Origin of the sequence: Vreelandella gomseomensis (assembly GCF_031451645.1) — a bacterium.
Lineage (GTDB): Bacteria > Pseudomonadota > Gammaproteobacteria > Pseudomonadales > Halomonadaceae > Vreelandella > Vreelandella gomseomensis.
The window spans coordinates 33,374-55,005 of record NZ_JARWAI010000002.1; the positions used below are offsets into that span (position 1 = coordinate 33,374).

The 21,632-nt window shown below is 51.7% G+C and carries 20 protein-coding genes and 1 pseudogene; 10 read left to right on the forward strand and 11 right to left on the reverse strand.

Annotated features, from left to right (window positions below; all coding sequences use genetic code 11):
- Positions 1-43 precede the first annotated feature (43 nt).
- A pseudogene (locus tag QC815_RS02295) lies at positions 44-253 on the forward strand (IS5/IS1182 family transposase); the annotation flags it as partial.
- A 304-nt stretch (positions 254-557) separates the two neighbouring features.
- Here QC815_RS02295 and radC read toward each other — a convergent pair.
- The 6 genes from radC to QC815_RS02325 all read right to left on the reverse strand — a co-directional run bounded on the left by radC (position 558) and on the right by QC815_RS02325 (position 4,356).
- On the reverse strand, positions 558-1,055 hold the full coding sequence (radC, locus tag QC815_RS02300) for a RadC family protein (protein WP_309766735.1): 498 nt from the start codon (positions 1,053-1,055) through the stop codon (positions 558-560).
- Positions 1,056-1,143: 88 nt separating this feature from the next.
- Entirely contained in the window at positions 1,144-1,755 is a 612-nt protein-coding gene (locus QC815_RS02305) for a lambda exonuclease family protein (protein WP_199283573.1), read from the reverse strand.
- A gap of 36 nt (positions 1,756-1,791) precedes the next feature.
- Positions 1,792-2,577, reverse strand: a complete 786-nt coding sequence (locus QC815_RS02310) for an ERF family protein (RefSeq protein ID WP_309766737.1) — start codon at positions 2,575-2,577, stop codon at positions 1,792-1,794.
- Positions 2,578-2,666: 89 nt separating this feature from the next.
- Positions 2,667-2,843, reverse strand: a complete 177-nt coding sequence (locus QC815_RS02315) for a hypothetical protein (protein ID WP_309766739.1) — start codon at positions 2,841-2,843, stop codon at positions 2,667-2,669.
- 151 nt (positions 2,844-2,994) lie between these two features.
- Positions 2,995-3,963: a DUF932 domain-containing protein gene (locus QC815_RS02320; RefSeq protein ID WP_309766742.1), complete on the reverse strand. Its 969-nt coding sequence runs from the start codon at positions 3,961-3,963 to the stop codon at positions 2,995-2,997.
- A 90-nt stretch (positions 3,964-4,053) separates the two neighbouring features.
- Entirely contained in the window at positions 4,054-4,356 is a 303-nt protein-coding gene (locus QC815_RS02325; RefSeq protein WP_309766744.1) for a hypothetical protein, read from the reverse strand.
- A gap of 193 nt (positions 4,357-4,549) precedes the next feature.
- Here QC815_RS02325 and QC815_RS02330 point away from each other — a divergent pair, with 193 nt between their 5' ends.
- Complete coding sequence (locus tag QC815_RS02330) at positions 4,550-4,999, forward strand: LexA family protein (RefSeq protein WP_309766746.1); 450 nt, start codon at positions 4,550-4,552, stop codon at positions 4,997-4,999.
- A complete protein-coding gene (locus QC815_RS02335; protein WP_309766747.1) occupies positions 4,996-6,273 on the forward strand; it encodes a Y-family DNA polymerase in 1,278 nt (425 codons plus the stop codon). Before QC815_RS02330 ends, QC815_RS02335 begins: the two co-directional genes overlap by 4 nt.
- A 635-nt stretch (positions 6,274-6,908) precedes the next feature.
- Here the strand turns inward: QC815_RS02335 and QC815_RS02340 are convergent.
- Positions 6,909-8,567, reverse strand: a complete 1,659-nt coding sequence (locus QC815_RS02340) for a hypothetical protein (RefSeq protein ID WP_309766749.1) — start codon at positions 8,565-8,567, stop codon at positions 6,909-6,911.
- A 982-nt stretch (positions 8,568-9,549) separates the two neighbouring features.
- Between QC815_RS02340 and QC815_RS02345 the strand changes: the two genes are divergently transcribed.
- Together QC815_RS02345 and QC815_RS02350 are read left to right on the forward strand one after the other, a co-directional pair.
- Entirely contained in the window at positions 9,550-10,620 is a 1,071-nt protein-coding gene (locus tag QC815_RS02345; RefSeq protein ID WP_309766751.1) for a YagK/YfjJ domain-containing protein, read from the forward strand.
- A gap of 367 nt (positions 10,621-10,987) precedes the next feature.
- A complete protein-coding gene (locus QC815_RS02350; RefSeq protein WP_309766753.1) occupies positions 10,988-11,197 on the forward strand; it encodes a helix-turn-helix transcriptional regulator in 210 nt (69 codons plus the stop codon).
- On the opposite strand, the gene QC815_RS02355 is transcribed toward QC815_RS02350, so the two are convergent.
- Complete coding sequence (locus QC815_RS02355; RefSeq protein ID WP_309766755.1) at positions 11,198-11,989, reverse strand: hypothetical protein; 792 nt, start codon at positions 11,987-11,989, stop codon at positions 11,198-11,200. It lies immediately after the preceding gene.
- 99 nt (positions 11,990-12,088) lie between these two features.
- The gene (locus QC815_RS02360; protein ID WP_309766757.1) at positions 12,089-12,337 is read right to left on the reverse strand and encodes a hypothetical protein; all 249 of its coding nucleotides are present in this window, start codon (positions 12,335-12,337) and stop codon (positions 12,089-12,091) included.
- 129 nt (positions 12,338-12,466) lie between these two features.
- Between QC815_RS02360 and QC815_RS02365 the strand changes: the two genes are divergently transcribed.
- Both QC815_RS02365 and QC815_RS02370 read left to right on the forward strand, forming a co-directional pair.
- Positions 12,467-14,038 (forward strand): hypothetical protein, encoded by a 1,572-nt coding sequence (locus QC815_RS02365; protein WP_309766759.1) that lies wholly within the window; start codon positions 12,467-12,469, stop codon positions 14,036-14,038.
- A 1,159-nt stretch (positions 14,039-15,197) separates the two neighbouring features.
- Positions 15,198-15,572, forward strand: a complete 375-nt coding sequence (locus QC815_RS02370) for a histone-like nucleoid-structuring protein, MvaT/MvaU family (RefSeq protein ID WP_309766760.1) — start codon at positions 15,198-15,200, stop codon at positions 15,570-15,572.
- Positions 15,573-15,943: 371 nt separating this feature from the next.
- Here the strand turns inward: QC815_RS02370 and QC815_RS02375 are convergent, their stop codons facing one another.
- Positions 15,944-17,137: a tyrosine-type recombinase/integrase gene (locus QC815_RS02375; protein ID WP_309766762.1), complete on the reverse strand. Its 1,194-nt coding sequence runs from the start codon at positions 17,135-17,137 to the stop codon at positions 15,944-15,946.
- A gap of 384 nt (positions 17,138-17,521) precedes the next feature.
- Here QC815_RS02375 and QC815_RS02380 point away from each other — a divergent pair, with 384 nt between their 5' ends.
- Complete coding sequence (locus QC815_RS02380; RefSeq protein WP_230446483.1) at positions 17,522-18,448, forward strand: YihY/virulence factor BrkB family protein; 927 nt, start codon at positions 17,522-17,524, stop codon at positions 18,446-18,448.
- A 166-nt stretch (positions 18,449-18,614) separates the two neighbouring features.
- Complete coding sequence (locus tag QC815_RS02385; protein ID WP_230446484.1) at positions 18,615-19,580, forward strand: zinc-binding metallopeptidase family protein; 966 nt, start codon at positions 18,615-18,617, stop codon at positions 19,578-19,580.
- Between the two features lie 14 nt (positions 19,581-19,594).
- Here the strand turns inward: QC815_RS02385 and QC815_RS02390 are convergent, their stop codons facing one another.
- Positions 19,595-20,386 (reverse strand): CLCA_X family protein, encoded by a 792-nt coding sequence (locus QC815_RS02390; protein ID WP_230446485.1) that lies wholly within the window; start codon positions 20,384-20,386, stop codon positions 19,595-19,597.
- 168 nt (positions 20,387-20,554) lie between these two features.
- On the opposite strand from QC815_RS02390, the gene QC815_RS02395 reads away from it, so the two are divergent.
- Entirely contained in the window at positions 20,555-21,613 is a 1,059-nt protein-coding gene (locus QC815_RS02395; RefSeq protein WP_230446486.1) for an oxidoreductase, read from the forward strand.
- The last annotated feature ends 19 nt before the right edge of the window (positions 21,614-21,632 follow it).

Below are 21,632 nucleotides of genomic sequence, written 5' to 3' on the forward strand. Positions count from 1 at the left end.
GTGAAGGTGCCCCATCAACCATTAAATCCGTATACCCGATAAACTGGAGGTGGTAAAATCTCTACTGGACCGGACGCCGAACATGATGCGCCTCCGTCGTCAGAATGTCGAGCACCCCTTTGGCAAGTTGAAAGCGTGCATGGGAATTCACTTCATGTCCAAGAGCCTTAAGAACGTCAGCACGGAAATGAGCCTTCAGGTGCTTGCTTACAACATGAAACGCCTCATGAATATTCTCGGTACTGGGGGGTGATCCAAGCAATGCAACCATAGAGTTGCTGACCTTGGCGCTACTGCGCTTGTAGAATCTGGTAAGGCTCTTTAGTAGAGGCTTCTTAGACTTTTATATCGATCAACGTAGATGTTGGTTTAATTATTGAGGACGTTGTGAACCTATCTAGCTGACCGTTAATGGCGCAATTGCGGTTGTATACTGTAATCCCCAACTGGTTTTTTGTTTTCACACAGCCTCGCCCGATAGCTGACATAAAAAAGAAAGAAAACATCCCAACTTGGATCCGCCCGCCTGGGCGGATCCAAGTTGCTCTCCATTTCCGCTACAAATACCCCGTCTCTGCAAACGACGTGTATCCCTCACTGCCCACTACCACATGATCAATTACCCGAATGTCCATCATCCCCAGGGCTTCCTTGAGACGCTGAGTGATACGTTTGTCCGAATCGCTGGGTTCGGGATCACCGCTTGGATGGTTATGAACGAGAATGACCGCCGCGGCATTGTAGGTGAGGGCGGCTTTGAGCACTTCGCGGGGGTAGACGCTGGATGTATCGATGGTTCCTCGGAACATCTCCTCGAAGCGTATGACGCGGTGCTGTGTGTCGAGAAACAGCACGCTAAACACCTCGTGCTCGTAGTCCTGGAGTAGTAGCCGCAAGTGCTCGAACGCTTGTGACGGCTGGGTTATCTTGCAGCCTCTGGCAAGCTTTCGTCGTGCAAAGCCTTTGGCGAGGTTGATGATATCGGCTTCGGTCAACGGTTCTACAACATGGTAAGTGCCTGCCACTTCACCAGCCTTGAGTTTGCTGTTCGACATGGTTGTCTCCAAAAAAGAAAACGCCGGGGTGGTGGCCCCGGCGTCTATGTCGTTACTTGGTCTGTGGTGCGTTGGTAATAAGATGGGCTCACGCCACCATCACTTGGCTGATGCGTCGCTCCATTTCTTCGTGGAACGCCTCAACCCGCTCAGCAATGGTGCGGATCATGATGTCGTCGCGGTAGGCGCGCTTGATAAACAGCGGCATGCCCGGCCAATAGCTGACAAAGTCGATCCATTCCCGCTCGCTGACCCATAAGCCGCCCTGGCATTGTGGTATATGTTCCTCCGGTATTTCTCCCTTTAGCAGCACCTCGATCTGGAACTTGGGCAGTTTGGTTTTGATTTCCAGCAGCCCGTTAGCGCCCACCAGGCTGTCGGGCGAATAGCCCACGTCATGATTGAGGATGATGCCCACTTCCTGCGGGCTCGGCTCGCCGGATGCATTGACGTAGAGTGAACGGGCCACCCCTTCCAGTTCATGACCACGCCGGGTATGGGCATTGCCTTGAAATGGCTCGGCCAATTCACCGGTCATCCGTTCGCCCATCAATTGATGCATGTAGGTAATGGCCCCGGCACCGAATCCACCAGGGCCCTTGCCGTTGACCAGCAAGGTCTTGAGCTCCGACATGGTGACGCGCCCCAGGCGCGCCGCCAGCCACTCGGGAGAGCCTTGCGCCATGTTGAGAATCTGCATGGTCGCCTCCTTGGGTTAGATAGGGGGAAATGCCGGTTACTTATTGGCCCGTTTGGTGAGGGACGCTCGCAGCTTGTCGAAGTCGCTATAGGGCACCTGCACTGCAGCCCCGTACTTGCCGCTGAACCATTCCTGGGTCGTCGCTGGGCACTGGCTGATCAGCCGCTGGATCTGTCCCGCCTGAAACGCCGTCACTGTCTTGATGCCCGCTTTGGTACTGGCATTGCCGTTATCGTCCTGGCCGCGGGTGGTGATATTGAGCAGCGCGCACAGCACGTAACGCTTGCCGTAGCTTGTCGAGGAACCAAACGCCTGTACCGCATTCTTGTTACCGCTGATATCGGCGGGCAGCAGCATGCTGGTTTCTTCACGGTGACCGTCCTTGTGCATCAGAACACCGGTGATCTGGATACCACGCTCCTGCGTCTGAATACGAAAGCTCACCGCAAAGCCATGCTTCTGCATGATCGGGCGTACGGTATCGACGATATCCTCCAGGGTGGCGTAGAAGCCGTTGTTGGTTTGCCCGCGCTCCTCGATGCTGGGCAGTTCTGTCTGCATCGCTGCCATGGCCGCGTTGTAGGCCATCATGGCCTGGCGATCCATCACCCGCTCCTGCATCTGCAGCAAACGCTCCATCTTGTCGATGTCGACATCCGGGTTCAGCGCAGCACGCTCGATCACCTGAATGATCGCAGTGCTGTCGGCGGTGGGATGGGCCTCCAAGGAGGCCGGTGTGTTGGTCGAGGCAGCGTCTGGCTGAATGGCTGATGACGATGTGTCGGGGTGATTGGAATTGATGACATGGGTGCGTTGTGCCATGGGGCACCTCCGGTTTTCTCAAATCGATAAAGGAATAACCCAACGCCTCAGCGTTGGTGGGCTGGTTGGAAGCGGTAAGGCGGGTAGGGTTAGTCCTCCAGGTGATCGGCCAATGTCTCGGCATCCAGGGGCTCCAGGCGGATTTCCGCCCGGTAGAACTTCCCCTGGGCGCAGACGACGGTCGCGGCGTGATGTTTTTGGTTGGCCAGCAGGGCTTCAGTCAGGTGGGTCAGCCCGGTTTCGACGGTGTGGGAAACGAATGTCATGGCAGTTCCTCGTAAGGTAAGCCCCACAGCAAAACGCCCGGCCTTGATGGGGCCGGGCGTGTATGCCGTGGAGGTGGTTAGTGTCACTGGATAGGGAATAGCGTGATGGTGGGATATCCGGGAAATCGATGAAGCTTGGTGGCTTGACTGATTACGACACCAATGCAAGCGCGGCATCGAGCGCTTCCTGCTTGAGCTGCGCCCCCTGGCCGAACCACGCCGAGTCCATGCGGGTATCGTTGCTACGCGCCCGTTTCTCGTGATCGACATACTCGGTGACCGCATTGAGCAGGCCCCAGGCGGTGTCCTTGGCGGTGACCAGGTGCGAGCCCCGACCCTCGCCGGTATAAAGCTTCTGCACTTTATTCAGTGCCCGGTAGTTCGGCAGTTTGGAAGGATCATCCAGAGGCTTTTCGGCCCCGCAAATCACCGACTGCAGGTACTGCTGGGCTTCACGGCGGTCGATCTTGCGTTCCGACAGGGCCTTCATGCGGTACATGAAGTCGTTCCACTGGGATACGGAAATCCCCAGCTGTCGCTTGACGGCCCGTGGGTCGAACTCCGACCGATGGGGCACCTTCACCGCCTGCGATGTCCCGTCCACGGCGATCTGCAATGTGTTGTTGCACACCACTCGTACCGTGGTGGGGGTCGCCATGGTGGCCAAGGTGCCATCACACGAGGTGGCCAGCAGCAGGTAGTCGTTCACTTCATCCTGGCCTTGCAGCGATGTGCTCAAGCCACTGCGCGCCAGGGCCCAGAACTTGCGACCACCCTTGAGCACCCCGGCGGTTTCCAGCTCATACCCCGCGTACTCAGTCAGGTCACGGTAAAACTCCAGAATCTCTTCCGGCTGCACCACCTTGTAGCGCTGCGATACCACGGAGAGCGGTGCCTTGTTGTCCGAACGGTAGAGCACCTTTTGCTCGGGGAAGGAATGGATGCTGCCCAGGTGACTTGCGCCTTCGGCAATAAAGCGCACCGGGGCCTCTTCAATGTGCCAGTTCATACCGGCCTGTTGTTGCCAGACCTCCAGCGGTTGATGACGTGTCAGTTGCTGCCCCAGGCCATGCCAGGGGGTAGCGCCTACGTAAGCCATTTGTTCAACGAGATGTGCCATGGGTCATTCTCCAGACATAAAAAAAGCGCTGACACAGCTGTCAGCGCATGGGTGGATGGTGAGTAAGGTGTATCGCTGTAAAGCGGTGTATCAGCGTGCGGATGCCAGGGGCGGAAAGGGGTGACGAAAGATATGCCCGCACGACAGGCAGAGCCACGGGGTGCCTTCACCGGGCGGCAGCCATTGCGAGAAGAACAGGGCGGCTACCCGCGCCCCCGACTGTCCTCCGGCAATGGCGCCCATCATCGCGACGGGCAGCTTGGCGAGCGGAAAGCGCGAGGTGGCTATCGACAAAGTCCCCGTGACGGCGCCTGATCGCCAGGCACCGATCGCCCCGCCAATCAGGCAGCTCCCCGTGGTGCCGACCCGTTGAGCGGTATCAAGGTTGATCATGCGCGTTTCAGCGCATTTAAAGCAGGGTGGTGGCATTAGCGGCACTCCTATGGTTCAGGGAAGCGATCCCTGTGGTGGGTTCATGGGAGTGATATAGATCTCAAAATAAGTGGCGTTGACCTTGTTGGTGTTGCGTCAACCGGCGTCTTTCTTGATACTGACTATATATACAGTAATCGAGAGGCGCCTTACCATGTCATTGCCCGTTTCCCTGCTGGGCCGAGCAGACGCTGCGGCCCCGTCATGCCCGTTACCGCTCTATTCAAGTGCGGTGCGTGCCGGCTTTCCGTCTCCCGCCGATGATCATCTGGATACCGACCTGGACCTTCACCAGTATGTGGTGAAGCGTCCGGCCGCGACCTACTTTGTGCGTTCCGAAGGGGATTCCATGACGGGTGACGGCATCCATCACGGTGACTTGCTGGTGGTGGACCGAAGCCTTGATGCGGTGCCAGGCCGGATTGTGGTGATCTGCGTGGACGGCGAACTGACCGTGAAACGGCTGGAACGGGTTGGCCAGCGCACCTACCTCAAGGCAAGCAATCCCGCTTATCCACCGATTCCGATTGACGGTCGTGAGTCCCACGTCTGGGGTGTCGTCACCCATGTGCTGCACAGCCTGCCAGGGGCACCGCTGCAATGATGGCCCTGGTCGACTGCAACAATTTCTATGTGTCCTGCGAGCGGGTCTTTAATCCGACACTGGAAGGTCGTCCGGTAGGCGTGCTCTCCAATAACGATGGATGCGTGGTGGCCCGCTCCAACGAACTGAAAGCCCTCGGCGTCGAGATGGGGGCAGCGATGCACCTGCTGTCGCCCCAGATCCGCCGTCAAGCCGTGCTGCTATCGAGTAATTACGCCTTGTACGGCGACATGTCCCGGCGCGTCACGGAAGTGCTTGGCGAGTTTTCTCCCCATGTCGAGGTGTACTCGATTGACGAGAGCTTCGTGGGATTCCAAGGCTTTGATCCCGACGCGCTGGAGCAGTACGGGCAAAGGTTGCGAGAGACCGTTAAACAATGGACCGGCATTCCGGTCTCGGTGGGTTTTGCGCCATCCCGCGTTCTGGCCAAGGTGGCCAACCATGCCGCCAAGAAACACCCTGCCTACCGGGAGCAGGGCGTGTGCAAGTTGATGGCTGATAGCAAAGCCACTCAGGCTTTGTTGAAACAGTTGCCCGTCATGGAGCTTTGGGGTGTGGCCCGCCGCACCGGCGAGCGCCTGCGGGTCATGGGGATTGAAACGGCGTGGGATCTACGCGAAGCCGATCCGAAGCACATACGGCGGCATTTCAGCGTGGTGCAGGAACGCATCGTGTGGGAGCTGAGGGGCCAGCCGGTGATACAACTGGACGACATGAGTGAGCCCAAACAACAAATCATGGTATCGCGCTCGTTCGGTCGACTGACCAATAACCCACATGATCTTCGTGAAGCGCTCCGGCAGCACGCCGCCAGGGCCGGTGAGAAGCTTCGCAAGCAAGGCAGCGTGACCAGTGCCGTCATGGTCTTCATCCGCACAAATCCCTTCCGCAACGACTTGCCGCAATACACCAACCGCGTCGTCATCTCACTGGAACGACCCACCGACGACAACCGAGAAATCACTGCTGCCGCAGTACAGGGCTTGCGGCGTCTGTGGCGTAAGGGCTACGCCTACCAAAAAGCCGGCCTGATGTTGCTCGACCTTTCCCCCAAGGCCAACCGCCAGCTCACCCTTGCAGAGACCCCGCAGACCGAAGCAGACGCCGAGCGCAGCGAACGCCTGATGACCACGGTTGATAAGCTCAATCGGGAGTTTGGTCGGGGCACCATACAGATGGGCCTGCCCCGTAAAGGTAATGCCTGGGCGCTGCGAAGCGAGCGCCGCACGCCGCGTTACACAACGCAGTGGGGTGAGCTTTTGGCAGTTAAGTAGTCAAGAATGCCGGATTATCTGGCTTCAATGGTCAATATGAAGCTAAAACATCTCAGAAAAAAGTCACTCGCAGACCATATTGTTTGAGCATATGAAATTCCTGATTGGTTTTCGTGTTCCATTGAAAGTAGATTTTCCTCTTGAGGAATACCGGTCGAGACTGAGTCGATTGCTCAAGTATTGGCGATTCACTCAGGTACCTGCAGAAAAGTGCAGATGGTTGGGCTGGCTTCATGTCGGTTACAGCCCATCGTATCTATAAGGTTGCAGTGGTTGTTGGAACGATCAACGGTATGCGAAATAACTACCCTCCGAGCACGACGTCACGACGTTGAAAACTACGTTTTTCAAAAAAGCATATGAAGAAGTGGGTACTCTGTATGATTTGTCACGGCGAACGTCGTCTTGTCGTGGGTGTTCGGAAGACTTCCTTGAATGAAACTGACTCGAGAATCATCTGCCAGGGCGAACTGCAAGCACTGAAATGCTCAACTTGGTGGCATGTCAGCTTAACGGTCTGCCTTCACCAGCAAACACCCGAGGAAGCCGTGCGCTGGTGCTATCAAATTGAATATTGAAAAGTGGCGGATGTACTGTATTTCGTAATTTGTTTAGCCTGCTAAAAATATCGAGCTTCACATCAAGCCAGCGAATTCATTAACTTCTTTATTGACGATGGATGAAGCAAGTCTATTGCTCAATGCAATACCACAAGGCACTGATCTTGGACCAATAACCCAATGACGTTTGGAGCCACGCTTTCCAGTGCTATAGCAGGTTATTCCCTGTGCATCGAGCAGTTGAGCGGCTCGCTTGAATGCTGCACCAAGACCTCGCGGCTCTCGCGGCCATTGGTGATCCAAAGCCCAAGTCGGGCGATATGGATCCAAGGTAGCCAACCACACCCCCACCGGTTTTTCAGCAATTTCCGTAATGTCGTTGATTTTAAGGTATTCGAGAATTGCCTGAGCAATTGGTTCTTCTTCAGTAATCTCAGCAAGTCGTTCGCTACGATACGCAACATATTGCGACCAGAAAGCGTCAGGGCTTCCATGCAAAACGCTGGATACAACCATGCCAATCCGACAGAAGTCTCCCCAACAAACCGGTACACTTCTATCGATACTCACATGATCGATTTTAGTGTGCACCTCACCAAGTAGGGTCAGCACGGCATCGAATATAACCGCCTGATTACTATCCGTGATGCTCACAGAACGAGTCGTCTTTGGGTACTCAATTCTTGGCTGATCTCTAGAGGGGGATGGCATCTCCAGGCTCAAGGTGAGCTCCGATAATTCATCCTGATGAATGACGGGTTCCAGACTGCTGATAATACAAGGGCGTGACACAGATAGACTTGTTGTAATCTCATGGCAGCCAATGGCTTTCCATTCCAGTTGAGTATGGGAGAGCAATTCAAACAGACGTCTCTGTACGACTGGGCTCAGCGGGGAGGCAACGCTCTCCAGGCTAAGTACGTGATGCCGCCAGGCGAGTCGATTCACTTCCTTCACCGTTGTGGGGATTTCACGTATTGCCGTTTCCTTGGTCACTGGGTCAACAAGGTGCTTGATGATTCGTTGAAGCCTGGCCATGCCGCTTTTCGGCTCTCCTGTAATCTCTAAAGCCAACTGCTGGCGCTCTGGCATCAGACACAGCAGAATATACGAGTAAATTAGCAGTTCTCGATCCTTAGGAAGCTGGACGAATTTATCGATAGCTTTTATGTCTTGTGAAGCGGCTCCATGGTTCAATTTTTGAAAGGGGCGACAATTGGTGGGCTGCCAGTAATTATAATACTGATTTGGCTGAATCATGTACTCCTTACCTACAGGAAACATCATTACAACACCATCCAATATGATGTAGCGCTCGTTGTTTTCTCCCAGCCAGGTTCGACCATTACCAACACCTACATGATGGGCTTGGTCTCTTCGAATGATATCCAGTGCATCTCGTATACTCTGGTCAGAAACATCTCGATTTCCGTAATCCGCTACAATTTGCTTGATGACCGGAGCAATCATGTCGGCTTCCACCATCAACACTGGCCCTGAATGGTACGGCACCAGGAAGTGCACACCGCTGGCATCCTCTCCGAGCCAATATGAATAGCGAATTATTTGCCGGATGAGGTTTGCTTTACAAAGTTTGACTGGGCGTCCGGATTGGTTTGAGAAATTCCCTCTGCCATCCATAGGAACAGAAGCTAGAGGTGGTTGTTGCGAGCAGGGAAGAAATTCTTCTTTCATAGAGTGGGGATAAGAAGGGTTGTATGTGTAATGCGACATAAGGCTAAGTCCTTAGCTTGCTCTATAGTTTGGTCGTGTTTGATAATCATTCTCGATGATATTCTGCTATCAGTAAGAATACTCAATGGATGTGTAGTAGGTGTTTCACTTTCTATTAAGGTAAGCAACAGGCTCCCGGAATTTGTGGTGTAGGCGAAAATTCGTATTTGAACGTCAGTGACGGTTAGAAAGCACTCATGAGAAAACCTTGTGTTGCAAATAATGCTAATAACTTTAGCAGCTGTTTGAATGGTGTCTATTGATTTATTTTAATGCTTGAAACTGGTGGGTGCTGGATAATAAGAGTGCTATTTGGATTTATATGGACACTACTGGACTATAGCCAGTAATGAAAATTATTCACTTGCTTGTCTATGATTGGTTGAGTATCAGGCTAGTGATGAAAATCCCAGGTCTGTAAACGTATAGAGTTTATCTACCTCCCGGTTTTAAATTACTTGCCAGCGTATATATATGCTTGTAGTACACGCTATGGAGCTACTAATAGCTCCATTTGATTATCAGGACCTCAATTGAAGTTCTGAAAAATGGACTTTTTATGAATATTGCTATCAACGCGCTCATCTACATATCGGGCCTGAAGCTAGATAGGTTCTTAGCGATCATCCTGACTTTAAAGAATCTAGCGGGTGGATAGGAAAGTGACTGTCAATAAATAAATTGTCAGATACTTTGTTAATAATTGTAGTTTGTGTATTAAATATTATACTTAAAAAAGTATCCCTGTTTAGATATATAACTTTATGACACTAACTTTCAGAATGGTTTCTTTATTATTGACAAGTAGATTGGCTTGATAAAGAGGGTATGGAAGACATGAGCATTAAAGCCATTCTGGTGTATATGTTATTAGGGGTTGGCTGGTAGCAATTAACGTAAAAACCATAAGTATCATGGGATAAGTCGACTATGATGATGGCAGACACCTACAAAGGTGAATGCCCTATCTAATGAGGTAGATATGATGGATCACGAAGATAGTAACTGGCCAGAGTGTGTAATGGAAATTGATGAAATTCTGAAGAATGATGAATGTGAAGAAGACTGGAAAATAATTGCATATTTTAAGCAAGTACAGGCTGTAGTAGAGCGATTGATTGAAACCAAGCATGAGTACTTTTCAAACATTCAAGAAAGTAATGGAGTGTGTAGAGTAAGATCTGAAAGCCTGACCGGAAAGAAGTTTTTATCTTTACTCACCAGTGGTGAATATGTGAGTTACAAGAGGATTTCATTTGTTAATAGTCACCCCTATGTCAATGCTTTTCATACGGCTATTGAAGAACTGGACCTGAATGCGCTTGATGAATGTGGTGATGAAGATCACGCAGACAGATTGAATGCAGCGGTCGAAATGATCCGGGAGAAGTTTCGTGGACATTCGATGCGTAAATACATGCACAAGCAAGAAAAAGCCAAGAGGGGGCGCAGTAACAGCGCTCAGAAACTAATCAATTCCCTGAGGGAAAAATACGCCAGGATCGAAGTGCTGAGGCTAGACTTGAGCTATCGAAAGGGAAAGTATGTTGATCTTGATGATTTTCTAGGTGCTTTGAAAGAAGTGAAAGAGCACTGGAATGTTTTTCATAAAGACTTGGTGAGCCGGGCTTTAGTTTCTGGTTATATCGGATGCATAGCTAAGTTGGAGTATGGGATATTAAGCGGGTTCCATTTCCATTTGTTGGTCTTTTGTGATGGCTCGAAACATCGAGAGGACATAACCTTGGCTAAGGTGCTGGGAGAACATTGGGTTGATAATGTGGTGCTAGACAATGAGGGGAGATACTATAACTGTAACCGACATAAAAATGATTATAGATATTTGGGAATAGGCACGCTGAATTACTATGATCAAGAAAAATACTCTTACCTTATGAGCCTTGTGATTGAATACATGGTTAAAACAGATCACATCATGGCCAATGAAGCTCCAGGTGAAAGAATATGGTTTCGGTCGGTAGAGAAAGCTTCCAGATTGACTACCCGGAGAGGCAGACCACGAAGGGCTCTTACTCATGATTCATTTTTATAACCTAGTTATAAATAGGTGAGCATACGTCAAGGACAACTATTACAAGCCACGTTTGTGGATAACCAATTGACGACTAGAAACGAGACCTATCTGACCTGCTTAGGAAGAATAGGCCTGAGTAGACGTGTATCACCGAATGTAAACAACCCAGCACTACAAAGCACCAAGCACCAGGTTCTAGCAGTGGTCGAAGGTGATGCACATAGACTGAGAATAAGGTTCTAAACCTCCAGTATTTTTATACTGTGCTGTTTTTAAAGGAAAAACAATGAAAAAAAGCGAGATATTCTAAACCCCCTCTCTGCTCATTGCAGCCTAGGTTGGTTGCTCACTAAGATGTAGCTATCAATCAACAAGGAGCTACAACATGACAACTACCAAGCAAACCGTCACGATTCTGAGAATCCGTCAGCTAAGCAAAAAGCTTGGCATGAGTCGCTCTTGGATTTACGAAAAAATAAATCCAGATTCTCCGCGGTATGACCCCTCATTTCCTAAGCCAATCAAGCTAGGCGCTTCCGCAATAGGCTGGATTGAGCATGACATCGATCAATGGGTAATGAGCCAACTTGTATAGTTACTTAGTCGACCTAGAGCTGTTTTTTTTGCAATTTTCCTCGAAGACAGATTTGCACTCTGGGTCGTAATTTAACCAGTTATACAGCTTCGTCTCAATTTGTTGTAAATCGTGTCTTCTTTTTTCTTTGACACTACTTTTTTCATAGTAAGAATAGACTTCAGGTGCGAGCTTTGAACAAGCTTCAGTCATGAATTTCCAGCCTCCTATAGGTTTTGACAATGAAAGGAGAGAAACAAAATGTCGTTTCAGTGGGATAAGGTAATCGTAGTTCTTTCTTCCGTTTATGCTTGCCAGTTTAGCGCGATGATTTTCTTCTTCTAGGTCCATTAATTGTCGGATATTGTGCTCTACTTCTTTGTAGTGGAGCATTGAAGACCATGCTTTTTCAGTTGAGCCATGTTCAATCAATAGCTTTATACATGCCATCCAAGTGACTGCTCGAGGGAAAATATGCTGTAAAAAATCATTTTGAAAAACAAAGCTTAACTTAGACTCGATATCTTCTTCGCAATTCATTGCTGATACACCACTTTCGATTTTGTGGTGGCTGTTTTCAAACTCTTGATAAAATATATCCCTGAAAATTGGAGATGAGTCTGGACTTATTTTGTTATTAAAATCTAATGAAATATTGTAATTTTCGTATAGATAATCGATGGATTGCTTAAAATGTTCGTATACTGACATTTCTGATAAAGCGTGAAAATAATCTGGGAAGCTTAGGGTTTCACCTGAATCGCTTGGCCCTAAAGAGTCTAGATATGGAAGAGGATTTTTCGTAGCTGTCATAACTATCTCAATAAATTTATATGGTAAATTTACTGTTAAGTATAGCAGAACCAGCCATGTGCTGGCATCAAATAGGTGCTAGAACGCGACCATCGATATCTACAGTGATATCAGCACTATCGGCTTTGAGATAAAGAGCAGGGGCCGTCCGTCGAGGAGCTCTATCGTGACATCCTGACCCATACTTTCCACGCCCCGGGGGGCGGAACGCTGAACGTCGACCGTATCACCGGCGGCTCCGGTGAGCTGCTGCTGAAAGTCGGGGAAGCGGAAAAACCCTTCGGTCTGATCAATGTGGGTGATGCGCTGGGTCTGGCCGAGCATATTGAAGGCAGTGAGATTGACCACCTGCAGGTGCGTAAATCGGAGTTGGCCAACCCCATCTTCTCCGAGGTCACCCGAGAGAGCTCACCGGTCAACCTACTTATTGGGTAAAAAAAATTTATCGAAGGCTGGAACTGCTGGCGAGTCTCTAGCATGGGGCTGATGAACACCGGCAAGAAGGAGGGCTCTCAAATCATCCAGTTATTCGGCCGCGGCGTGCGTTTGAAAGGCCGTGATATGAGCCTTATGCGCTCCAGCAGACTCGATCCGGTGCTGGCCCCTAAGCACCTTTACTTACTGGAAACTCTCAATGTGTTCGGCGTCGGTGCTGACTTCATGGCGACTTTCAGGGACTTCCTAAAAGACGAGGAGCTTCCGGGCAACGATAAGCCAGAAATCCATACGCTCAAGCTGAACGTAATGGAAGACGTGGGCAAGTCACTGAAGATGCTTCGCCCCAAGGTTCGCCAGGACACGAAGCAGGCCTACAGCTTTCATCGTAATGGCCCTCTGGTGCGTTTCGGCCAGCCAGTAACCGTTTCAAGCAATGAGTTCTATAGCGAGCTGGGACTGACGCCAGACATTGTCCTCAAAGAGCGCAAGGTCGAGCTTGATCGCTATCCGCGGGTCGAAAGCCTCCAAGCTTCGGGAGTGAAGGACGTAATGGCCAAGCCTGGCCAGGCCAAGCAACATGAGCGCTACTTTGACGACGACCACTTGCTTTTCGTTGATATGGCCGCGCTGGAGCGCGACTTAGAGCGATATCGTCGAACCCGTGGCTACGCGAACTTGTTGATTGATGCTAGCCGATTCCCGGCGTTGCTGAAAAGCCAGGTGTGGTACACGTTGTTGGTACCTGATGACCAGTGGAAGCTGCATGCCGACAACTTTAAGCGCTACCAGAGCATGGCACTGGAGCTCTTGTCCCTGCTGATGGACCATGTATTCAACTATCACCGCCGGGCCTATCTGGAGCCGCGCATGGAGCTGGTGGCGCTTGAGGATGCTCGAGGTAATCTACCAGACACAAACGAGTATCAGTTGGTCATTGATGGTAGCGAATCGGCGCTGATTGATGACATCAAACAGATGAAAGAGGCTATCGAGGATAATCGCCATGCCGCTTATCGCTCATCCAAGTCCAATGGCGTTAGCGCTGTGCAAATTGGAGCACACCTTTATAACCCGCTTCTGCACCTGGGCAAGGACAGCCGTATCCGAGTCGAGCCTGTCGCCCTTAACGATAGCGAATTTCGCTTTGTTGAGGATCTGAAAGTATGGCTTGAGCGTAATCAGCAGGCGATAGCAGAGCGTGGTGAGCAACTTTATCTTCTGCGTAATCTGGTCAAGCAGGGAGTCGGCTTCTTCGAAGCAGGTGGTTTCTACCCCGACTTTATCCTCTGGCATGTACAAGAGGACCGTCAGCGTATCGTCTTCGTTGATCCCCATGGGCTGCGTCATACCGGACCCAAGGACGAGAAGATCGAGTTCGGGGAGCGTATTAAGGATGTTGAGCGTCGGTTGAAAAATAATCAGGTCGAACTGGAAAGTGTCATTCTTGCCCCATCCAGTACGACGCGAGAGTGGATCATCAGCCATTGGGGCATGACCACTGAGGAGTTGCGCAACAAGCATGTGTTGTTCATGTCGGACTCGGACTACTTGGATAGCCTTATGAAGGTGGTGGTTGGAGAGCCGAAAGCAGAAGTATTCATTCAACCATGACTTTTACTACTTTATGGTTGGGATAGTTCCTGGCAAATCTTTAACCAAGACGGTGCACACTGCGCTTTTTATCAGCATAATACTTACCCTGCCAACGACTAACTTACAGTTAGTTGGCAGGGTTTTAAAATTAATGTAAAGATTAATTTAGCGCAGAAGTAACACAATTCAGTTTGGTTATTGTGCGCAGAAAAGGCAAACAGTGTTGAGGGATATGTCAATCCTTGCACCCTTTTCTATGGGACAGTATGAAGGGTCATTTGCGCTTATATGGTTTAATTTCATTTGCTCGTGTGACAAATACAATGTTGTACACCCTTCAGTGGACTCAATCAACTCGAACTGATCTTGTGTGAGACCGACAACATCAAGATAGAACGTATTTTCGAGCTCACATTGAGAGTCACACTGGTCGTTGCACGGGATAGTAATGGCGTCATACATGCGAGATTCTCCTGGCTATGCTGGTGCGTTTGCACCAGCTCGCAATCAGTATATTTTTGAAACCCTACATCACGTCAACAGCCATTTGTAATTTATACGTAAATAGACTTGCTTGGACAGAAATTAAGAAGATGCACCGCCTTATTTGTAATAAAATATTGTAGTGGTCAACTATTTCCGGACCGTATTTTAAGTTTTTTCTTCTTCAACCATGGGCGGCATGCCGCCCATGGTTGAATGTATGGGGAAGCTGACGGTTATAGTAGTTCAACAGATAGCCGCCAATATCTTTCCTTGCGTCAGACGTCGAGCGATATCCGAGCGAGGATATCCATTTTCTCCTCAAGCTTCATAAGGCCTTTTACATCAGGGGCGTTATCACAGCAATTTTTGAGTGGTTGTGACCAGCGGTTTGTTGCAGAGCGTGTAGCTGTGTTGAATCTTTTGTCCCTCTAAGCACTTAAATTTAGTTTTCGAACGATAGCTTTGATAGAAGGCACGGTGTTGATCAAAGCCATTCTACTCAAGGGTTTTCGTGCTTTGTTGCTATTTTCAGGCTTGCCATCAACTTTGAAAGCTCCAGAGAGCCAATGTAATAGCTAGCTTCGAAGCGCCTGCCACTTTTGTAATTTTACTTGTATTGTGGCTGAAAGGGTTGATATGCCATGCTTATATGCTGATAATCATGGTGAGTCTAAAATGAGGAGTTAATGTGATGGCGTCAGTATTAAATGATTACATCAAGAAAGAGCAGCTTCTAAAGCAGCTACAAGATGAACTTCAAGAGCTGGAAAGCAATAGCGAGCTAAAGAAAGAACTTGAATTCAAAGATAGGCTCCATGCATTGATGAATGAGCATGGTAAATTTGCACGCGATGTATGTGAGATTTTAGACCCTTCGTATCGAGAAGCAACAACAAAGAAAGCCCGTCCCGGTACCCGAATAAAGCGTCCCTTAAAAGTCTACAAAAATCCCCATACAGGGAAAGTTGTAGAAACACGAGGTGGAAATCACAAGGTTATCCAAGAGTGGAAAACTAAGTTTGGTAATGACGAGGTGGTTAGTTGGATTGTAGAAGAGCGTCCATAAATATCAGGTTTATGCTTGTGATTGACTGCTCCTGGAGTTATTGATAGAGCTCTGAAGCAGTATGGAGCACAGCAATGATGGTGGATGTTCAGGGTGCTAATAGTACTTTATTGGTCACGTTTTAGATATTGAAGCGTCTGTGCTTGATAAGCATGGAAGTTATCCCATCGAGGTGGGCTGGTCTGAAACCTTTGGCAAAAGGGACAGGTTTCTCATTCGTCCCTTTTACAGCTGGTAGCACTGGTGTCCAATTGTAGAGTCTATGCACGGTATTCAGCGAGAGGAGCTGCTAGATAAAGGTTAATCTGAACTCGCGATCATTTCTGCTTTGCTTAACTTATTCTCTACAGATAAAAAATCGAATCTTAAAATCAGCCAAGATAGTCAGCCCAGTCCTGCATCATTGCACGTCGTTTCTCGAAAAGGTCGCCCCGACGGTAGGCTGCTTCCACCTTATTTTCGATGGTATGGGCTAAAGCCATCTCAGCAACATCGCGTGGGTAGCTTGTAACCTCTCCAGTCCAGTCGCGGAAGCTAGAGCGAAACCCGTGGGGTACATAATTACCTTTTTCGCCACTTGGTCCGTACCCCATTCCGCGCATGAATTGCAGTAGCGCCATATTAGAAAGTGGGCGGGCGAGCTTCATGCCAGGAAATACATACGAGCTGCCTTTTGCTCGGGGAAGATTAGAGAGAAGAGCTAAAGCTTGCTCTGAAAGCGGCACTCGATGTTCGCGGTTGGTTTTCATGCGATCAGCGGGTATCGTCCATGTGGCATTAGCGAGGTCAACCTCGTTCCATTCGGCATTCAGTACCTCGGAGGTGCGCGTTGCGGTCAAAATCAAAAACTGCAGCGCTTTAGAAGACATGCTGCTGTATTGCTGAGCCGACTTCATGAAATCAGCAACGTCGTCATAGGGCATGGCAGGATGGTGATTAACCTTCTGGATACGCGACGGTTTGGCTAATAACTTATCCAGATGCCCGCGCCAGCGGGCGGGATTAACCGGATCGCGATAGCCGTGTGCTGCTGCATAGTCCAAGATATTCTCAACTCGTCCCTGCACGCGTTTGGCCGTTTCGTTTTTATTTGCCCAGATGGGTTTTAGGACTTCAAGCACGTCCTGGGTCGAAATATCTTCTATGGGCTTTTTGCCCATTTTTGGACGCACATAGGTTTTGAGAGTGCTGACCCACTGACGGGCATGCTTGCCATTTCGCCAACTACGGCGGTGGGCCTTGATAAATCGAGCTGCACAGCTTGTGAATGTAACAGCTTCCTTCTGAGCTTCTTTTTCTTCTTCCAAGCGCGCTTCCAGAGGGTCAATCCCTTGCTTGACCATTTTGCGGTTATCCGCTGCGAGCTCGCGGGCTTCGGAGAGGCTGACACCAGGATATGTCCCTAGACCCATATAGCGCTGTTTGCCTTTCAGCTTAAAGCGGTATATCCAGCTAACCGACCCGCCAACGGTAATTTGCAGGTACAGGCCCTGCCCATCACCCGTCGATCCTTTCTTTCCCTCTTTCGCAAGCTTCTGAACTGTCTTGCTAGTGAGCTTACCCATGACAATGCCTCTCTCTGGTAGAGCCTCCTGATTGCTGCTGATTCTACCATAATCTAACCCACACTTTGACCCACACTTTTGTTCTGGGGTAAGTTGGATCTAATTGGAGAGGATTGGACGAAGAATGGTATTATTATCTATAAAAACAGCTAATTAATGTAATTCCATGGACTTCCCTGGAGAGTATGTATGCGGACTCCTCCTCCGCCAAGAATGCCAAAAGCCTGCCGAGATAACTCGGCAGGCTTTTTTAATGCAGGTATCTTTGTTATGGCTACCTGGCGTTATCCGCCAGTCAGGCCACTATTTATTATCATTCAACCTTGTTAATTGGCAGCGCGATAGGCGTATCATGGCGCCAGCGAACAAGGAGAGTGGCCAACCATGGTTCGATATCGCGAATTCCTTAGTGCCGTCGTCCTGTTGCTGCCCAGACTGGCCCACTTCGCATGGCGCGTGCTGTGCAATTTTCTCAAGAACCGTGGCATTCTGCTGGCTGGCGGGGTGGGCTACAATATTTTGCTGTCCATCGTGCCGCTTTTTGCGTTGCTGGTCGTGATGCTGACGCAAGTCGTGGACGAGCAGCATCTGCTTAACGTGTTAGCCGTACAAGTTCGCCACCTGACTCCGGCGCACGCCGAAGTGCTGTTGGAAGCCGTCCGCAGCCTGCTGGATTCCCGCGATGTGATCGGCATCTTCGTTTTCCCCATCATGTTGCTGTTCAGTTCGTTCGCCTTTCGGATGCTCGAGGATGCCTTGGCGATCATCTTCCATGCACCTGAAACGCCGCATGTCAGGCGCAGCGCCTGGGTGTCCGTGATGCTGCCTTACGCCTTCATGCTGGTGCTGGGCGCGGGGCTTTTGGCATTGACCCTGGTGGTTACTCTGGCCAGTTCGCTCAATGCGTTGGTGCTGGCCATCTTTGAGCGGGAGCTGCCGCTGGCGCGGTTTTCTGAACCGGTGCTTAACCTGATCAGTTTTGGCGGGGTGTTCCTGTTGTTCAGCGCCATCTACAAGGTGCTTCCAGTCGTGAAGATCGCACTACGGCGCGCCGTGGTGGGCGGGTTTGTGGCGGCGCTGCTATGGGAAGGCGCGCGGCTGCTGTTGGTCTACTATTTCACCCATCTTTCGTTCGTCAACGCCGTTTACGGCTCCCTGGCAACCCTGGTGATTGTGCTGCTTAGCCTGGAGATCGGCGCGATTATTGTCCTGCTGGGCGCCCAGGTAATCGCCGAACTGGAGCGAAATACTCGCCTCAGCCTGCCGTGGTATGCCGACCCTGATCACCACGCCATCACCCGGATTGATTAATACGCCAGGTTAGTCTGCCGTCAGCGAGTGCTGGAAGTGCTTGAATTCAATCATGGGGGTAAGGCCCCTAATGGTAGAGGGGCGGGTATCTTTCTTACGGCACTTGTGGTTAGGCCGTTAAGGCGCGCAAGATGGATGACAACGTTCTAAATGGAGTTCTCGCACAATGCGTGTTTTCGCCAACCCGGTTGGAACCGGTAGTCTCTGGTTTGACAACCTCAACACGGCAGACGGTACCCCGGTTGCCTACGACCCCCAGGCGCGGGCCTTTCTGCCGATGCCGCCTTTTTGTGCCAACCGGGAACGCATCGGCTGTAACTGGATTGCGCCGGAAGAGGGTGCCTTTTGCCGCTCTTGCGCCATGACGGCCCTGGCCCCAGATCCCACCATCCCCGATGCCATTTCCAACTGGGCGAAGACCGAAGCGGCCAAGCGTTGGGTTCTGGATAACCTCGGGCGCTGGCATTGGTTCCGCCCGGAAGACCCCGGGGCGCCGCCGGTATTCCATCTGTTGGCGGAAGGCCCTACGCCGGTACCCATGGGGCATGTCGAGGGGATCGTAACGATTAGCGTGGCGGAAGTGGATCCCGTATTGGTTGCTACGCGTCGCGAGGCGCTGGAGGAACCTTATCGGACCATGATCGGCCATATGCGCCATGAAATCGCCCACATGTTGTGGTGGAGACTGAGCCTGCGCGAGGATTTTCTTGACGCCTTTCGCGCCATGTTCGGTGACGAGCGGATCGATTACCCGGCTGCGCTTCGCTATCACTACGAAAACGGCCCACCGCCGGAATGGAAACAACACTATCTGACCAGCTATGCCTCGGCGCACCCCCACGAAGACTGGGCGGAAACGGCCGCGCACCTGCTGCACCTGACCGACATTGCCGACAGCTTTGTCGCCACGGGGCTGTCATCGCCGCAAATACCCAGCACGGGGTGGGATCCCTATTCAGAACCTGATGCACAGCAGTTGATTCATATTGCGGCGTCACTCACTGTAGGGGTCAATCATATCAATCGCTCCATGGGCCTTTCAGATCTTTATCCGTTTGTGCTTTCTGAGCATGCCCGCCATAAGCTCGCGTTCGTGCATAACTGGCTGCGCCGCGGCGCCCAGGGGCTTTAGTCGCCCCGCCTGGTTTAGGCGCTGGGCGCGGTTTCCCGCCGCAGCGCCTCGCCAAGTGACGAAAAATACGTGCCGAATCGCCGGTTGATCCGCTCACGCTGCTCGCCTTGGGGGTAAAGCCCGCGTTCCGCCTCTGGCGAGGCTTTGCTGCCCTTGACCAGAAAGTGGTTGGTGATGTTGGCGTCTTGCACAAAGGCTTCAAACGCCCGGGCGCAGAGCTCTTCAGGGCGGCTGTAATAAAGCTGGCCAAGCTGTTTATCCATTGCCGCGGAGTGCTTGAACAGCTCGCTCGGCTGGTCGCCCTCTGGCTGGAGCAGGACGGCCTTGAAGCATTGCCAAAGGCGCTGATTCAGCGGGTGGGCGATCGCCGAGGCATCCGCCAGCCAGGCAGCGGAGGCGAACATGCCAACGGGCAGGGCGCGAAAGCACTTGCCGGCAATATAGTGATCAAAGGCATGGAACCACTCGTGGGCGATGCTCCCCGGGCCTGCGTTTTTGGCCAACGCAAAGCTGCGCTGGCGGGGGTCGTAATGGGCCGAGACCCCAGGCCTACCGCCGCTACCGTACTGCAACGCCAGCGAGCCACGCAGCGAGATGAGTGTCTCCGTCCCTTCCAGTATCATCATCAAGTCGCATAGCGCATCGTGGAACAGCGTTGCCGCCCGATCACGCTCGACGTTTGTCACCCAACGGCCAATCTCGATAGAACGGAAATCAAACTGGCGGCGAATCGACGCAAAGCTACTGGCGTGTTCCAGTCGGTGCGCTGGCCCGTTTCGATAAAACTCACGTGCGTTAATGCTCACGGGAACTCTCGGTGTGATGTAAGTGGTGTGTTTATCCATGCTACAGCAGCGACATCTGGTTTGCGGGGTTCGCCCATGCCACAATCTATCTTAATACCGTAAGTCACGTTTGCCGATAAAGTGGCCGTGAGTGACGTTAGCAAATTCGATTGTCCAGTAAGGAATGTAATGAAGGCGATTATCAATGTAGGCCTGGTGGGCTACGGTTTTGCCAGTAAAACGTTTCATATGCCGCTTATTCGGGCGACGGAGGGGCTCGATCTGGTGGCCGTGTCCTCCAGCGATGCTGACAAGGTGCGCGCGGATCTGCCCGGCGTTGAGGTGGAAAGCAAAGCCCTGGCGCTGTGTGAGCGCAAGGATATCGACCTGATCGTGATTCCGACGCCCAACGACACGCACTTTCCGCTTGCCAAGGCGGCGCTGACGGCCGGCAAGCACGTGGTGGTCGACAAGCCGTTTACCGTGACGCTTTCCGAAGCCAAACAGCTGAAAACGCTGGCCGCTAATAAAGAGCGGATGGTCTCGGTCTTTCATAACCGGCGTTGGGACAGCGACTTCTTGACTATCAAGGCACTGCTGGAGGCGGGCACGCTGGGACGGGTGTCCGGCTTCGAATCGCATTTCGACCGCTTTCGGCCGGAAGTGCGCGACCGCTGGCGTGAGAAAGCGACTCCCGGCGGTGGTATCTGGTACGACCTGGGGCCCCACCTGCTGGATCAGGCCTGCGAGCTGTTTGGCATGCCCAACGCCATCCTGCTTGAGTTGGCGGCGCTGCGTGAGGGGGCCAAGGCCGATGACGATTTCCTGGCGCTGCTCGATTACGAGGGGTTTCGGGTCACGCTGGCGGCAGGCACCCTGGTGGCCGAGCCGACACCGCGTTTCCGGATTCACGGCACCCGGGGCAGCTTCGTCAAATACGGCCTGGATCCCCAGGAAGATCGCTTGAAGGCCGGTGAGTCGCCCGCGCCGCAGTGGGGAGACGATACGCAAAACGGCGTGTTGACGCTGCGGGAAGGCGAGGGGGAAGACGCCCCGCTCATGCGCCGGGAGCACTCTACCCAGCCCGGCGATTATCTGGCCTATTATCAGGGGGTTGCCGGCGCGATTCTGGATGACAAACCGCTCCCGGTGGATATCGACGATGCGTTACGTAGCATGGCGCTGCTGGAAGCCGGTCTTGACAGCCATCGCCAGCGGCGCTGGATTTCGCTAAAAAACCATCTGTAACCTCCCTAGCAGAGCGGGG

What these genes read in the sequence shown, in the direction of transcription:
- radC (WP_309766735.1), bottom strand. Translation starts at nt 1,055, where the DNA reads ATGTCGAACAGCAAACTCAAGGCTGGTGAAGTGGCAGGCACTTACCAT.
- QC815_RS02305 (WP_199283573.1), bottom strand. Translation starts at nt 1,755, where the DNA reads ATGCAGATTCTCAACATGGCGCAAGGCTCTCCCGAGTGGCTGGCGGCG.
- QC815_RS02310 (WP_309766737.1), bottom strand. Translation starts at nt 2,577, where the DNA reads ATGGCACAACGCACCCATGTCATCAATTCCAATCACCCCGACACATCG.
- QC815_RS02315 (WP_309766739.1), bottom strand. Translation starts at nt 2,843, where the DNA reads ATGACATTCGTTTCCCACACCGTCGAAACCGGGCTGACCCACCTGACT.
- QC815_RS02320 (WP_309766742.1), bottom strand. Translation starts at nt 3,963, where the DNA reads ATGGCACATCTCGTTGAACAAATGGCTTACGTAGGCGCTACCCCCTGG.
- QC815_RS02325 (WP_309766744.1), bottom strand. Translation starts at nt 4,356, where the DNA reads ATGATCAACCTTGATACCGCTCAACGGGTCGGCACCACGGGGAGCTGC.
- QC815_RS02330 (WP_309766746.1), top strand. Translation starts at nt 4,550, where the DNA reads ATGTCATTGCCCGTTTCCCTGCTGGGCCGAGCAGACGCTGCGGCCCCG.
- QC815_RS02335 (WP_309766747.1), top strand. Translation starts at nt 4,996, where the DNA reads ATGATGGCCCTGGTCGACTGCAACAATTTCTATGTGTCCTGCGAGCGG.
- QC815_RS02340 (WP_309766749.1), bottom strand. Translation starts at nt 8,567, where the DNA reads ATGTCGCATTACACATACAACCCTTCTTATCCCCACTCTATGAAAGAA.
- QC815_RS02345 (WP_309766751.1), top strand. Translation starts at nt 9,550, where the DNA reads ATGATGGATCACGAAGATAGTAACTGGCCAGAGTGTGTAATGGAAATT.
- QC815_RS02350 (WP_309766753.1), top strand. Translation starts at nt 10,988, where the DNA reads ATGACAACTACCAAGCAAACCGTCACGATTCTGAGAATCCGTCAGCTA.
- QC815_RS02355 (WP_309766755.1), bottom strand. Translation starts at nt 11,989, where the DNA reads ATGACAGCTACGAAAAATCCTCTTCCATATCTAGACTCTTTAGGGCCA.
- QC815_RS02365 (WP_309766759.1), top strand. Translation starts at nt 12,467, where the DNA reads ATGGGGCTGATGAACACCGGCAAGAAGGAGGGCTCTCAAATCATCCAG.
- QC815_RS02370 (WP_309766760.1), top strand. Translation starts at nt 15,198, where the DNA reads ATGGCGTCAGTATTAAATGATTACATCAAGAAAGAGCAGCTTCTAAAG.
- QC815_RS02375 (WP_309766762.1), bottom strand. Translation starts at nt 17,137, where the DNA reads ATGGGTAAGCTCACTAGCAAGACAGTTCAGAAGCTTGCGAAAGAGGGA.
- QC815_RS02380 (WP_230446483.1), top strand. Translation starts at nt 17,522, where the DNA reads ATGGTTCGATATCGCGAATTCCTTAGTGCCGTCGTCCTGTTGCTGCCC.
- QC815_RS02385 (WP_230446484.1), top strand. Translation starts at nt 18,615, where the DNA reads ATGCGTGTTTTCGCCAACCCGGTTGGAACCGGTAGTCTCTGGTTTGAC.
- QC815_RS02395 (WP_230446486.1), top strand. Translation starts at nt 20,555, where the DNA reads ATGAAGGCGATTATCAATGTAGGCCTGGTGGGCTACGGTTTTGCCAGT.